We start from the raw sequence: 13,367 nt of genomic DNA, 5'->3' as shown, positions 1-13,367 counted from the left end.
CTCCCACGAACGCCGGTCGGCCGGGCCTCAAGGCCGGGGCGGGCCGGGCCGTTTCAGCTGCCGTCCCGGGCCGGAGAGGGGGGAGCCTCGGGAGGCTGCACCGGCTCGTACCTGACGGGGCTGTCGGTTGCGGTGCGCCATGCCTCGATGAGCCGGCCCAGTCGACGGGCTGGGGTCTCGCTCGGAACGAACAGGACGACGGCCAGCAGGACGAGAGCGCCTGCCGTGAGCATCCCGGTCGTCCAGGCGGACAGACCTCCGCGTGCCATGGCGATAGCGAAAGCGGCCGTCGCCCCCAGCACACCGCCCAGGCGGGCGGCGGTGCTCACCATCGCCGCTCCCGGAAAGCCGGGCGGCGCAGTGTCAGGGACAGCCTGGGCGTGCCGAGCAGGATTCGGCAGGTGAAGCGCGCGCGGGCACGGCGGTCGGGGAGGGTGGCGAGTTCGGCGTGCCATTCCTCCTGCCATCGTGCTCGCTGCGGAGCGGGCAGCAGCAGGGTCAGCGCGGTCAGCACGCGGGGGGTGGCGGCCAGGGCGGAGGTCTTGGGGCGGAGGACCTCCGCGGAGAGGTCGTGCAGTTCACGACCCACCTCGGTCAGGCCGGCCGCACGGGCCATGGGCGCGAGTACGTCGATGGTTTCGCGCGCTCGGCGGTACTGCCTGTCAGGGGCCAGGAACGCGATGGTGCGCATGTTGTGCAGCCGGTCGGCGAGGCGTATGGCCAGCACGGCATCGTCCTGGGTCGGTTGGACGGTGGGGCTCGCCTTGGTGAAGGTCAGGCCGCTCAGTGGGATCCTGCCGAGTTCGGCGGTGCGGACGGCAGAGATCAGATCGGCGATCTCCTGCCCGAAGTGTTCGGTGACACGGTTCGGCGGGCAGGGAGTGTCGTCGATGTCGTGCAGCAGGGCCGCGCAAATCACGTACGGCGACATGCCGACCTCGGCGACGATGGCGGCGACCGCGACGCAGTGACTGAGGACGGTGTCTCCGCTGCGGCGGGTTTGGCCCTCGTGCCAGACGGCGGCCTCGTGGTGGGCGCGCCGGATCAGCGCAACACCGGCGTCCGAGTGGCGCGTCCGCGCAACGGACAGCAGGCTGTCCAGGGTTGTGGTGGCGGGACGGCGCTTGCCGGCTCGCCGCGTCGACCGGCGCGGGCCGTTCATGACACTCCCCCGTCGGCGGCCGGGCGGGCGGCCCACCCCGGCAGGGGCTGTTTGCGGGCACGGTAGGCCCGGGCGAGAGCGTCGCGGGCCTGCTCGGCGCCGTCCTCGGTGATCCGGTAGAAGCGTCGGCGCGGACGGCCCGCTTCCTCGTGTACGGAAGGGTCTTCCCAGGTGCTGTCCACCCAGCCGACTTGTTCCAGGCGGGCGAGGATCGGATAGATCGTGCCCGACGGCAATCCCGCCAGGTCGCACAGCTCAAGGCCGTAGCGCTGACTGGCGGGGTCCTCCAGCAGGGCCCGCAGGACCAGTTGGGTCTGCAGGGTCATACGCAAGGTACCCATACTCGTACTCTACATAGCCTATATACAGCCTGTCTAGGGTGGCGTGAGGAGGCAACTGCCCGCAGTCACCCCCGAGTTACGCCACCTCGCCCGACCGCGCGAGGTCGCCCGTGATCCGCTGGAGCAGGTCGGCGCAGGTGCCGAGGGCCGGGGAAAATGCGGCGCGGTCCGCACACGGTTCCGGGCATGATGCCCCCGTGCATGAGGACAGGGGCCGTCGCGGACAAGGGCGTTACAGGCTGACGGACACCGACACCGGCCGTGTCTGGGCTGTCTGCGCCGAGGTGGAGGGGCTGTTCGGAGAGCCGCGGCGTGGGACGTACGAATTGTTCGGCTGGGTTCCGGAGGCAGCCGAGGTCCGCGGCTGGGTCGGTGACCGGGTGTGGCTGGTGCCGGAAGACAGGAAGCTCGACGCCTGGCTCCTGGAGGACGCGCAGTGCGTCGCATCGTACGCGCCGGACGGCCTGGTCCTCACGGGCCTGGACGACTACGAGGGCCCGCCCGAAGCGCACTCGGGTCCTGTCCGACTGCACGACGGGTACCGGTGGTTGGGTTCCTGCCGGGAGTTCACCCGTATCCTGCCGCCCGACCTCCCGGAGCCCTCGCTCGTCCTGCGCGGGATCGCCCCGAATGATCCGCTCGTACGGGCGAGGCGGGCGAGCGACCGGCGCACTCTGCACCTCGACGAGGTGTGCCTGGAGATACGGGACGACCGCGGCGAACCGCTCACCGACCGACTGCTCTGGCCCAAGGTCCGCGCCTGCAAGCCCTCCTCGTCGGGTACGGACCTGGTCGACCTGGAACTCGACGGCGGGCTCGAACCCGTACCGACCCACGCCCGGCGGGTCTGGGAGCGCTGGCTGGCCGGCCCTCCGGACGCCCCCGGTGAGTGGACCGGTCTCGACACCCGACAGCGCACGGCCTGGCTGGACCTCGTCCGCGAACGGGGCTGCCGGCTCCGGCACCGGGGCCGACCGGCCGGGCACGCATACGAGCTGGACGGTCGGCACATCACCGACGAACCGGCGCTATATCTGGCGCTCGGTGAGGCCGTCAACGGGCCCGGCGGCTACTTCGGCGGCTGCCTGGACGCTCTCGCGGACTGTCTGCGCGGCGACTTCGGTTACACCGCGCCGGCCAGCCTGCTCTGGCGGGATGCCGCGACCGCACGCGAGCACCTCTCCCGCCTCCTGGCACCGGAGGGCGAGCGGTACGACCTGGTCGCCACGGTGATCGAGATCCTGACCGAGGGCGGGATGCGCGTCACCCTCGCGTGAACCGGCGCCCGGGACAGCGCGGGCTTCACGGCCGGGCCCGACGCTTCCCGCGGCACCGGGCACAGCCGTGCGGCGCGTCCGTAACGGCGGCGCTCAGCCCTCGGGTCACGCCTCCCGCTCGGCGTCGATCTCTGCGATCAGGGCCTCGATACGGGTCCTGATCTCGTCGCGAATGGGACGGACGGCCTCGACGCCCTTGCCGGCCGGGTCCTCCAGGGCCCAGTCGAGGTAGCGCTTGCCGGGGAAGATCGGGCAGGCGTCGCCGCAGCCCATGGTGATGACGTAGTCGGACGCCTGGACGGCCTCGGTGGTGAGGATCTTCGGCTGCGCCGCGGAGATGTCGACGCCGACTTCCTTCATGGCCTCGACCGCCGCCGGGTTGACCTGGTCGCCCGGGACGGAGCCGGCGGAGCGGACCTCGATCCGGTCGCCCGCGAGGTGGGAGAGGAAGCCGGCGGCCATCTGCGAACGGCCGGCGTTGTGGACACAGACGAACAGCACGGAGGCGAGCGGGCGGGAGGACATCGGTTCTTCCTTCGTCGGGCGGAACGGGAGGGGTGACGCGGTCAGGTACGCCCTCCGGGTGACGGGGTGCCGTGGAGGCGAAGCGCGGTTCCAAGGGGTCGGTCCAGGCTGGTATCAGCCCGGAGTGATGTGACAGTATCAGCCCATGCTGACGTCAGTCGACACTGATCTGATGCGGGTTCTCGCGGACCCGCTCCGCCTCCGGATCGTCTCCCTGCTCGCCGAGGAGACGCTCTGCACCACGCACCTGACCGAGGAGACGGGGGCCAGGCAGACCAACCTCTCCAACCATCTGAAGGTGCTGCGCGAGGCGGGCGTCGTGGAGACGGAGCCCTGCGGGCGGTTCACCTACTACCGGCTCAGGCCCGACGTCATCGCCTCCCTCGCCGGTCAGTTGACCGAGCTCGCGGAGACCGCGCGCGCAACCGCTGAGAACAACGTCAAGCGGTCCTGTCCCTGATCCCCGGCACCCGTCCGTCGCCGCGTCCCGTACGCCATCCTTAACCACGTAGGAGTGCTCTTGAGCACCACCGAGACCACCGAGCACGACGCAGGAGCCGGGGACGCCGCGGCTCCCGCCGCTGAACCGCAGCCCGCCCCAGGTGCCACCCCGCCCAAGGCGCCGCCACTGATCTCCAAGGCAGCCGCGGAACTGGTCGGCACGGCGGCGCTCGTCGCGGTCGTGGTCGGTTCCGGCATCCAGGCCACCGAACTGACCGAGGACGTCGGCCTCCAACTGCTGGCCAACTCCATGGCCACCGTCTTCGGCCTCGGCGTCCTGATCGCCCTGCTCGGCCCCGTCTCCGGTGCGCACTTCAATCCCGCCGTCACCGCGGCCGAGTGGTGGACCGCCCGGCGCGGTGGCGCCGGCGTCTCGTCGCGGGAAGCGGCCGTCTACGTCCCGGCCCAGGTGGTCGGTGCGATCGCGGGCGCGGTGCTGGCGGACGCGATGTTCGGTGAGCCGCTGGTGAAGTGGTCCACTCACGACCGGTCGGCGGGCCACCTGTTGCTCGGCGAGGTCGTGGCGACGGCCGGTCTGATCCTGCTGATCTTCGGCCTGGCCCGGACCGACAGGCTGCGGTTCGCACCCGTGGCTGTCGCCTCGTACATCGGCGCGGCCTATTGGTTCACCTCGTCCACGTCCTTCGCCAATCCGGCGGTGACGATCGGGCGCGCCTTCACCGACACCTTCGCGGGCATCGCGCCCGGATCGGTCGCGGGGTTCGTCGGCATGCAACTGATCGGTGCGGCGGTCGGGCTGGCCCTGGTGGCGCTCATCTTCATGCCCGGCCGGGAAACCGCCGAATAGCGGCATCCTCCCCCCGGCCCCCGACGTCGACTCGGTCACGCGGACGTTCCAGGTGGTGGTGACCGGCGGCGGCCGGACCGGGCTCACCACCGAGCCACCACCTGCGTCGCCTGGGCCTGGACTGCGTCGCCCTCGACGCCCGGAGCGAACCCGGCGGCACGGCAGCACACCTGGGACTCCCTGCGTCGGTTCTCCTCGGCCGCACATCCTGCGTCTCCTCCCTGCCCTGACGGCCCATGCCGCACCAGCCGGGAGAGGCATACCCCGGCAGCTGCCACGTGGTGGCGCACTCATACGACCCCGAGAAGGGGTACGAACTGCCCGTACCGCGGCCGGTACGGGTGCCGGGCATGCACCGGGACGGTGAACTCCGTTGCGCGGGGACCGACTCCGGACACTCGCGAGTCGGCGCCGGCATCAGCGCGACCGGCATCTGGTGGCGCCCTTCCTCCCAGGCGTGCCCGGGAGCGGGCACTTCGGCGGGCAGCAGCTGCACACGGCGAGGTACCGGCGCCCGCGAGACCTCGTCGGACGCCGTGTGATCGTGGTCGGCGGCGGCACCCCCGGTGCCGGGATCGTCGCCGACCTCGTGTACGACAGCCGAACCCGCCTGGGTCACCCAGCACCCGTCCCGCTTCCTCGCCGACGACCTCGACGGCCGCGCGCCGATCGACGCGGCCACCGTCGGCCGCCGGACTCTGGGCGCAGCGCGCACCGACACCGGTGGGGTCGCCTCACTCGGGCACATCGTCGCCGTGGATCCGGTTCGGGAGGCCCGAAACCGCGGACAGCTGCCGACAGCACGCGTGCCGAGGCGGACGCGATCATCAGGTGCACCGGCTTCAGGCGGGCCCTGTCGCACCTCGCCCCGCTTCCAACTGCGCGGCCGGCGCGGTCACGTCGCCATCGTCGGCCCACGGGCCGGGGACGAGCCACGCCCGCCCCTGCTCGGCTACGGCGACCGGCCCGGCCCCGGCCCCGGCCACCCTGACCGGCGTCGGCCGCCGCGTCCGCGAAGCGGCCCGCGCGGTCGGCGACCTGTTCGGCAAGCGCCCGGTCAGGCGGCGGTCGTCGCGGTGCTCAACAGCCGCCCCATGGCGGTCAGCACGGACGGCTCCACCCGGTAGTACACCCAGGTGCCGCGCCGCTCGGAGGTCAGCAGTCCAGCCTCCTTGAGCTTCTTCAGGTGGTGGGAGACGGTCGGCTGCGAGACGCCGACGTCGGAGATGTCGCACACGCACGCCTCGCCGCCCTCGTGCGAGGCCACCGCGGAGAACAGCCGCAGCCGCACCTGGTCGCCCAGGGCCTTGAACATCCGCGCGGCCGTCTCGGCCTCCTCCGCGGTGAACGGACGCTCGGTCAGTGGCGGGCAGCACGCCGCCGCGCTCTGGCCGGCGGTTTCGAGCAGGGGCAGCACCTTGCCATTCGACATGCGTCTATGTTGACATACGTCGAACCAGGCGGGCGAGGGGGTCGGCTGGGCCGCATCCCGACCGCCAGCCGGGTTGCGGATGACACGGACCCCGCCGCGGCCCACGCGTCGCCTCGAAGAAAACCGCAGAACGCGCCGCCGACGCGAAGACATCGAGACCGGCAACCTCCACGACAACCCGACGAACGTACGAGGTCCGGGTGGCCGCGTGCGGCACTCCTCCTTACGGCGGGGCCGCCACCCCGGCGGTCGAGGGCACCTTCGCGGGGCGCGGCCGGGGCGAGGCGGGGCCCGTAAGGCCGGTAGCCCGCCCCCGCCAGGAGCGCCTCGACCCTGCCCCACTCGGGGGGGGCGCTCGAAGACCCCGGAGACCGCGACCACGGCCCGGGCCGAGCAAGGCGACGCCGACAGCGCGCGAGCGACCCTCCGGAATTCGGTATACGTCTATGTTGACGACCATCGAATCAAGCGCCATGCTGATCCGCACAAGCCATCGACAAACGTCGAAACACGCTAGGAGTCGCCGTGAACGCGCCCGCCATGGAGCTGCCCGTCATCGTGATCGGGGCCGGCCCCGCCGGTCTGGCCGCCGCCGCCCACCTCACGGGTCGCGGCCTCACCCCGCTCGTTCTCGAAGCCGGCCCGGCCGCCGGTGCGGCGGTGCGCGAGTGGTCGCACGTCCGGCTGTTCTCCGCCTGGGGCGAGCTCATCGACCCCGCGGCCGAGAAGCTCCTCGCCCCGACCGGCTGGACCAAGCCGGACACGTCGGCCTACCCCTCCGGCGGCGACTGGGTCGAGCAGTACCTGCAGCCGCTCGCCGACGCCCTCGGCGACACCGTCCGTACCGGCGCCCGGGTCACGGGTGTCTCCCGCGCGGGCCGTGATCGCATCGTCGACGCCGACCGCGAGAGCCAGCCGTTCGTCGTCCACGTCGCGCACGCCGACGGCCGCCACGAGCGGCTGTTCGCCCGTGCGGTCATCGACGCCTCCGGCACCTGGACCACCCCGGGCCCGGCCGGCGGCAGCGGGCTCCCCGCCCTCGGAGAGCACACCGCGGCCGACCGGATCACCTACCGCGTCCCGGACTTCAAGGACCCGGCCGTACGCGCCCGGTACGCGGGAAGGCGCACCGCCGTGATCGGCTCGGGCGCCTCCGCCTTCACCGCGCTGGCTCACCTCGCCGAGCTGGCCGAGGCCGACGACGGGGAGGGAACGCGGGTGCTGTGGGTCCTGCGCCGCGGCATCTCCGGCTCCACCTTCGGCGGCGGCGAAGCCGACCAGCTCCCCGCACGCGGCGCGCTCGGACTCGCGGCGAAGGCCGCCGTCGACGCGGGCCACGCGGAAGCGGTCACCGGCTTCCGGACCGAGGCGATCGAACGGGACGCCGACGGCCGCCTGGTCCTGGCCGCCGAGGACGGCCGCCGTCTCGACGCGGTCGACGAGGTGGTCGTACTCACCGGGTTCCGCCCGGACCTCTCCTTCCTCTCCGAGATCCGCCTCGGTCTGGACGAGCGCCTCCAGGCCCCGCGCGCGCTCGCCCCTCTGATCGACCCCAACCGGCACTCCTGCGGATCCGTCCAGCCCCACGGCCACCGCGAACTCGCCCACCCCGAGCAGGGCATCTACCTCGTCGGTATGAAGTCCTACGGCCGCGCCCCCACCTTCCTGGCGATGACCGGGTACGAGCAGGCCCGTTCCGTCGTCGCCGCCCTCGCCGGCGACCTGCAGGCCGCCGACCGCGTCGAACTCACCCTCCCCGAAACCGGGGTGTGCGGCGGGGCCGGACTGTTCGACACCCCGGAGAGCGAGCAGACAGGGGGCGGCTGCTGCGCCCCGACCCCGCAGCCGATCCGGCTCAGCGCACCCGCCACAGCAGGCGCCGACGCGGAGGCAGCGGGCGGGGGCTGCTGCGGCTCCTGAGCACGTACCGGCGGATCAGCTTCTGCGCCTCTGGGGCCAGGGGTAGCCGAGTTGTCGCGCGAACTCCGGTGCGCCGCCGCAGACTTCCGCCGTCCGGCGCGGGTCGCCGGCCGTGAGCCGCTCCGCGAGCCGCTCGGCCTGGTCCGCCGGTGCGTCACCGGAGACGGCCAGAGACATGCGGAACTGGAGCCATGGACGGTCTTCCCTGATGGCGGAACGACCTGGATGGAAGAAGAAGAGATTGATCCGCTCCGGTTCCCAGAGCCAAGCGGACACACCTCCCAGTTCGCATTCCCAGCGCTCCAGCCAGGCGGTGCGCTGCCGAAGCGCGCCCTCAAGGAGTCGGGCCACGGTCCGAGCCGGCCATTCCCAGGAATGATCCGACGCCGCTCGCTGCACCTCTGCTCCGTATTGCTGAGCGTCGAATCTGAACTCCGGGAGATCGACCTCGGATTCGTCGGGGTTGCGCCATGAGCCCCAGACCACCTGGTCGCCGTCACGACGGATCGTCACATAGAGGGCTCCGCAGCACCGTTCGGTGCACCCGGCCTCGGCCAGGCGGACCTCGCGCGGTTCCCTGTCGGCTGCCAGCGGACCGTTCGGGCTCAGGAGGCGACGGGGGTCCTCGCCCGGACCTTCGTCGAAGGCTTCGGCCACTATGTCCCGCCCATCGACAAGAGGGCGGACCTCCACCACGTCCCCACGCGACGGCAGCTCCGGAACCACGACGTGAAGGGAGAGAATCTGCAGGTCAGGCGTCACGGGACGATACTCGGTCAGGACAGGTGTCGCTGTCACCCGCTTTCCAGCCGGCCACCGCGCCGATGGAGTTCGTCAGCGACCTTGCCCGGCCGGTCAGCGCCCCGTTCCGCACCCCTGCCCGGTCCGGCGTCCCGGGTGCCTCAGGCGACGGCAGCCTCGTCCACCGAGCCGCGCAGCTCCAGCAGCGTGTCGGCCCCGGTGATCTCACAGAGCCGCCGAAGTTGTGGCGACGGGGCGGCCACGCGCAGGGTGCCCGCCTGGTGGGTGCGGATGAGCAGATTCAGCAGCGTCGAGTCCGCGAAGGCGACGCCTGAGGCGTCCAGGACCACCGTCGCGTGCTTCCTGACGGCGGTCTCCAGCGCGTCCGTCAACGGCGCGATCGAGTCCATGTCGTACTCGCCATGGGCGACCACGACCCAGGCTCCGCGCCATTCGTACTGAAGCACGCCATCGCCCACCGAGACGGACGCACCGTCCTGTTCCGGTAGCGGCCTCCCACCGGTGTTGCTCATGAACGTCGACTTGACGGCCTCGTCCCAGGGCACCTTCGGGCTCCTTCTGCGGCTCCCCCAGCGGGAGCACGTCATTGGTTGCCTGAAAAGTATGTCATGTATCTGGGTTCAGGCAACGGTGCCCCCTTAAGATGCGGAACATGGTTGGAGTGCCCGAATCTCATACCGGATGGACGTTCATCACCAGCCACGCGCGTGTACTGGCGGCCATCGCCGACAGGCCGAACGTCCGCATCCGTGACATCGCCGCCCGTTGCAGGCTCACCGAGCGCGCCGTGGCGCGGATCATCTCGGATCTGGAGCAGGACGGTTATCTCTCCCGCACCAGGGACGGACGCACCAACACCTACCGCATCGAGCCGGACAAGGTCCTGCGCCACCCGGCCGAAGCCGGCCTCACCGTGGCTTCCCTGCTCTCCCTGCTCGTACGGGACGAGACCGAACGCATGGCGGAGCCGATCCCTCGTTAGCGGTGTCCGGTGGGCGCCGCACCCCCGCGCGCGACGCGCCGCTCGGCCGGCCACGCGCCTGGCTCCCCGGGGGCGGTCAGCGCTCGTCGCGCAGTTCGAGAACGTACCTCGCCGTGAGCGCGACGGCGGGGTCCTCGTCGTGGGACAGATCCGCGAGGGCACGTGTCGTGGTGCCGCACGGGATGTCCGCGAGCGCCTCCGTGAGCCGTCGCCGTGCGGACGATCCGATGGTGTCGCGGTCGAGGCAGTCGACGAGCCCGGTGGCGATCCGATCCGTCAGGGCGGGATCGCCGGCCAACGCGGTCAGCGCGTCCGTCGCGTCGGCGTCGTTCGTCTCCTGGACGACCATCTCGATGAGCGTCGGTACCGCCTCAGCCACGCCACGCGCCCCGAGCGCCAGAGCCGCACGCCTGCGGACTGTGCTGTCGGGGTGGGTGAGGGCGTCCCGAAGCAGCGCGGTGGCCCCACCGTTCGGAATCTTGGCGATGGACTGGACGGCACGCAGCCGCACCTCGGCCACCGGTGAGTCGAGGCCCTCCGCCAGAAGTGCCAGTCCGTCCTCTCCCGATCGCGCCAGTGCCCAACGGAGGGCTCCGGCGACGTTCGGGTCCGTCTCGCTCAGTACCGCCTCGACCAGGGCCTCCACAGGCACCGGATCCTTCCCGGTGGAGGACAGAGCCGCGCGTTGGCGCCTGCCTGCGCTCTCCGACCCCAGGGCCTGGAGGAGCGCCACCACGTCCAGGACCTCCTCCCAGCGGGAGGGTTCCGCGGCACCGATCCGCTTCAGTCGCGTGAGCAGCTCCGTCTCGCTCGCGATGCGTTCGCGCGTCCGGCGGATGAGGTCGTCGACGAGTTCCGAGGGCTCGAAGCCGGGTTCGTCCAGCGCACGCCCGATCTCGCGCAGCGACAGCCCCAGTGACCGCAGACTCTCGACATGGAAGATGCGCCGGATGTCAGCGCTTGAGTACTCGCGATAGCCGGCGTCGGTACGCCCGGTCGGACGCACCAGGCCGAGCGTGTCGTAGTGCCTGAGCATGCGGGCGCTGACCCCGGACCGTCGGGCCACATCACCGATCAACACTGCCTGTCACTCCTCCTGGCCGGTCGTACCGAGGACCAGGGTGCGCTTCGCTTCCTCGATCGCGAAGTCGAATCCCGCTTCGGGGTCGCGCAACAGCCGTTCCGTGGCGTGCGCGTGCTGCCGTACACGAGGGTCGGGATGCGCCATCGAGGCGCGCAGGATCGGCATGATCACCTCACCCAGCGCGATCAGCGCCCGGCTCAGGCTCAGCCGCATCTGCCGTTCACCCCGCCCCAGCTGCGTCGCCAGCACCCGGGCCAGCTCCGGTTCTTCACCTTCGGGCACGAGCACGACCGCTGCGCGCCAGGCGCTGCGCGCCGCCTCGTCGTCGGCGTCGGTCAGCAGCGCCCGAGTGATGGCCGGCCATGCCCGCCGATCGCCGATCTTGGACAGCGTGTGCAACGCCTGACTCCGTGCCTGCGCGCGTTCCGAGCGGAGTTCGTCGACGAGCCGCGGAACCGTCGTCGACGGCGAGTGGCGAGTCAGTGCCCACGTCAGCATTTCGCGCACGTGGAAATCGGGCTCGACCGCGCAACGCTCGACGAGTGTGTCGACGCACCGCCGGTCCGGGGCCGTGCCCACCGCCAGAGCCGCCTTCAGCCGCACCGAGGCGCTGCCGCGCTCCAGCCCTCGGAGAGCTCGCGCCAGGTTCGTGTCGTCATTCAGCATGGTCATCGCGACCACCTCCTGGCCGCAGTGAAGACCTTGTCACGGTGTCAAGGTCAAGGCGCGGTCACGCCGTAGCGTCGAGAACCGCCTCGGTGCGGCTGTCGGTGAGGCGCGCGGCGGGGTGTCCAGGCGTACGGCCGTCACGACCCCTTCACATCCTGCGGGCGATGGTCCCACTCGTGGCGGGCACCCGGCGGGTGTCCACGGCGGGGAGGGGCTGCTGGTGATCATCGTTGCTGTTCTGCTGCTGCCGGTACTGGGGCTGCTGCTGTACGGGATGGATCGTGTCGAGGACTGGGTGTTCGGCGAGCCGCGTACGGCACGCCACGCCGGGCGCCGTCATCTGCGTCTGGTCCACTCGACGAAGCGTTCGTCCGCCGACCGCCGTCCGAGCGCGCGGCGCGGGAGGCACCGCAACGCCGCGTGACGCCGTTGCCCTGAGCGGTCGGCACCTGAGCCGGCCGCTGCGGACGCCGGTCCGGCCGTGCGGCCGGCGTTGATTCACGCGGCTACGGCGACGCCGGCGGCCGGCGCTTGAGGGGGACCGCCTCGGATCGCTCTCGGCCGACGTGGACCCGCTCTCCCCCGGCTCCGGCCGGAGCGGTGTCGTCTCGGCCCGTCCAGAGGAGGACGAGACCGAGTGTGCAGGCAAGGGCCGGCCAGTAGACATAGCGGTAGTTCGTCGCCGGCACGATGAACAGGTAGCCGAGCACGTAGGCCGCCGAGCTGATGCCCAGCGCCCGGATCGGCAGGTGGAAGGCTCCCCGTCCAGGACGGACGGCGAGCACGAGCGCGACCGCGAGCCAGAACCAGCCCCGAAAGAGCGGTCGCAGATCCGCGACGACGCCGTTGACGTACGCGTCCAGCGTGTCTTCCAGCCAGGGGTGGGTCACCTCGATCCCCAGGTCGTTGGAGCTGACCCCCGGGTGGTACGGGTAGCCGGTCTCGAAGAGCAGGGCCGCGAAGAGCCGCTGCCGGTACTGGAGATATTCGGGGACGTGTGCGCTCATCTCGCGCAGCCACAGGGACCTGATCCGGTCCGAGTCCTCGGTCAGGCCCGCGGCCGGGCGTTCGTAGCAGGCCCAGTAGGCGTCCGACAGGGTCCCGGTGCGCTCGCACTTCTCCGCTGCCGCCACGAGGCGGTTCCGGAGATCCCGTGGCACGTCCGCCGAGCGCAGTTCCTCAGCGGTCAGCACGTGCACCAGGTCGTCGATCATGATCTGTGCGGCCTGTTTGGTCTGTACGGGCCGCGCGAACCAGGAGATGGCGACGGCGGGCAGGACGACACCGGCCACGAGTGCCACCGTGCACATGGCCCATGTGCGGCGCCCGGGTGCCTGCCACAGCGCGCGGACGAGCAGGACGAACACCGGAATCGCCGCGAAGAACGCGTTCTTGCGCACGAGTACGGCGTAGGCGAGGAAGAGCACGCCCAGCCAGAGCAGAACCCAGCGCATCGCGCCGGGAGGACGGCTGTCGCGCAGTCGCAGCCCGACGAAGGCCACCGCGCAGGCGGCGAGCAGCGCGACGGCCACATGGACGTCCTTCCAGACCACTCCGACGAACGTCAGGACGGGGGGTGTCAGACCGAGGGCGAGGACGGCGAGCGAACCGCCGCGTCGTGCGGTCATGGCCCACACGCACCACGCCACCACCCACAGCGCCGCCCAGAAGAGGGCCGACTGCAGGACGGCCATCGAGGCGGACGTGCCGGTGACCGCGATGAGAGCACGCCACACCAGGCTCAGCACGGGCGGGTGCCAGTCGGTCAGTGGCCTCCTGCCCATGGCCTGACGGAGTTGGTCGATGCTGTCGGGACTCATGTACCCGGGGGCGAAGACGACGGTGGTGGCCAGCCAGCACGACGCGGCAAGCGCGGCCAGCACCCAAACCCAGCGTCTTTCAAT

General features: G+C 71.5%; 16 protein-coding genes and 1 pseudogene. 7 read left to right on the top strand and 10 right to left on the bottom strand.

Translation table 11 applies throughout. The features are described 5' to 3' along the window. Positions 1-53: 53 nt before the first annotated feature. From ACFYNL_RS35445 to ACFYNL_RS35435, 3 genes are read right to left on the bottom strand one after another with little or no spacing between them, the layout of a single operon-like run. A complete protein-coding gene (locus tag ACFYNL_RS35445) occupies positions 54-332 on the bottom strand; it encodes a hypothetical protein (RefSeq protein WP_388811140.1) in 279 nt (92 codons plus the stop codon). Then, positions 326-1,162 (bottom strand): HD domain-containing protein, encoded by an 837-nt coding sequence (locus tag ACFYNL_RS35440; protein WP_388811138.1) that lies wholly within the window; start codon positions 1,160-1,162, stop codon positions 326-328. The genes ACFYNL_RS35445 and ACFYNL_RS35440 overlap by 7 nt, the downstream gene beginning before the upstream one ends. Then, positions 1,159-1,503 (bottom strand): PadR family transcriptional regulator, encoded by a 345-nt coding sequence (locus ACFYNL_RS35435; protein WP_388811135.1) that lies wholly within the window; start codon positions 1,501-1,503, stop codon positions 1,159-1,161. Before ACFYNL_RS35435 ends, ACFYNL_RS35440 begins: the two co-directional genes overlap by 4 nt. A 197-nt stretch (positions 1,504-1,700) precedes the next feature. Between ACFYNL_RS35435 and ACFYNL_RS35430 the strand changes: the two genes are divergently transcribed. Continuing rightward, a complete protein-coding gene (locus ACFYNL_RS35430; RefSeq protein WP_388811133.1) occupies positions 1,701-2,780 on the top strand; it encodes a barstar family protein in 1,080 nt (359 codons plus the stop codon). A 105-nt stretch (positions 2,781-2,885) separates the two neighbouring features. On the opposite strand, the gene ACFYNL_RS35425 is transcribed toward ACFYNL_RS35430, so the two are convergent. Then, entirely contained in the window at positions 2,886-3,305 is a 420-nt protein-coding gene (locus tag ACFYNL_RS35425; protein WP_388811130.1) for an arsenate reductase ArsC, read from the bottom strand. 145 nt (positions 3,306-3,450) lie between these two features. On the opposite strand from ACFYNL_RS35425, the gene ACFYNL_RS35420 reads away from it, so the two are divergent. The 3 genes and pseudogenes from ACFYNL_RS35420 to ACFYNL_RS35410 all read left to right on the top strand — a co-directional run. Further along, positions 3,451-3,765, top strand: coding sequence for an ArsR/SmtB family transcription factor (locus tag ACFYNL_RS35420; protein ID WP_388811128.1), 315 nt, complete (start codon positions 3,451-3,453; stop codon positions 3,763-3,765). 60 nt (positions 3,766-3,825) lie between these two features. Next, positions 3,826-4,614 carry an aquaporin gene (locus tag ACFYNL_RS35415; RefSeq protein ID WP_388811125.1) on the top strand — a complete coding sequence of 263 codons (789 nt, stop codon included), beginning with the start codon at positions 3,826-3,828 and terminating at the stop codon, positions 4,612-4,614. Positions 4,615-4,618: 4 nt separating this feature from the next. Continuing rightward, positions 4,619-5,655: pseudogene (locus ACFYNL_RS35410) on the top strand (NAD(P)-binding protein); the annotation flags it as partial. A gap of 16 nt (positions 5,656-5,671) precedes the next feature. On the opposite strand, the gene ACFYNL_RS35405 reads toward ACFYNL_RS35410, so the two are convergent. Continuing rightward, positions 5,672-6,046, bottom strand: a complete 375-nt coding sequence (locus tag ACFYNL_RS35405) for an ArsR/SmtB family transcription factor (RefSeq protein ID WP_388811123.1) — start codon at positions 6,044-6,046, stop codon at positions 5,672-5,674. 525 nt (positions 6,047-6,571) lie between these two features. Between ACFYNL_RS35405 and ACFYNL_RS35400 the strand changes: the two genes are divergently transcribed. After that, positions 6,572-7,966: an NAD(P)-binding domain-containing protein gene (locus ACFYNL_RS35400; protein ID WP_388811120.1), complete on the top strand. Its 1,395-nt coding sequence runs from the start codon at positions 6,572-6,574 to the stop codon at positions 7,964-7,966. A 15-nt stretch (positions 7,967-7,981) separates the two neighbouring features. On the opposite strand, the gene ACFYNL_RS35395 is transcribed toward ACFYNL_RS35400, so the two are convergent. Continuing rightward, positions 7,982-8,728: a hypothetical protein gene (locus ACFYNL_RS35395; RefSeq protein WP_388811118.1), complete on the bottom strand. Its 747-nt coding sequence runs from the start codon at positions 8,726-8,728 to the stop codon at positions 7,982-7,984. 140 nt (positions 8,729-8,868) lie between these two features. Beyond that, entirely contained in the window at positions 8,869-9,273 is a 405-nt protein-coding gene (locus ACFYNL_RS35390) for an STAS domain-containing protein (RefSeq protein WP_388811115.1), read from the bottom strand. 107 nt (positions 9,274-9,380) lie between these two features. Between ACFYNL_RS35390 and ACFYNL_RS35385 the strand changes: the two genes are divergently transcribed. Further along, positions 9,381-9,710, top strand: a complete 330-nt coding sequence (locus tag ACFYNL_RS35385) for a helix-turn-helix transcriptional regulator (protein WP_388811113.1) — start codon at positions 9,381-9,383, stop codon at positions 9,708-9,710. 76 nt (positions 9,711-9,786) lie between these two features. Here ACFYNL_RS35385 and ACFYNL_RS35380 read toward each other — a convergent pair whose 3' ends face one another. Both ACFYNL_RS35380 and ACFYNL_RS35375 read right to left on the bottom strand, forming a co-directional pair. Next, a complete protein-coding gene (locus tag ACFYNL_RS35380) occupies positions 9,787-10,791 on the bottom strand; it encodes a HEAT repeat domain-containing protein (protein WP_388811111.1) in 1,005 nt (334 codons plus the stop codon). 6 nt (positions 10,792-10,797) lie between these two features. Further along, entirely contained in the window at positions 10,798-11,466 is a 669-nt protein-coding gene (locus tag ACFYNL_RS35375) for a HEAT repeat domain-containing protein (protein WP_388811690.1), read from the bottom strand. A 217-nt stretch (positions 11,467-11,683) separates the two neighbouring features. On the opposite strand from ACFYNL_RS35375, the gene ACFYNL_RS35370 reads away from it, so the two are divergent. Continuing rightward, positions 11,684-11,887: a hypothetical protein gene (locus ACFYNL_RS35370; protein WP_388811109.1), complete on the top strand. Its 204-nt coding sequence runs from the start codon at positions 11,684-11,686 to the stop codon at positions 11,885-11,887. 82 nt (positions 11,888-11,969) lie between these two features. Here the strand turns inward: ACFYNL_RS35370 and ACFYNL_RS35365 are convergent, their stop codons facing one another. Continuing rightward, entirely contained in the window at positions 11,970-13,346 is a 1,377-nt protein-coding gene (locus tag ACFYNL_RS35365) for a hypothetical protein (RefSeq protein WP_388811106.1), read from the bottom strand. Positions 13,347-13,367: the final 21 nt, after the last annotated feature.

The organism is Streptomyces sp. NPDC007808, from assembly GCF_042868655.1.
Classification (GTDB): domain Bacteria; phylum Actinomycetota; class Actinomycetes; order Streptomycetales; family Streptomycetaceae; genus Streptomyces.
This window is presented reverse-complemented; position numbering and strand designations above follow the sequence as displayed.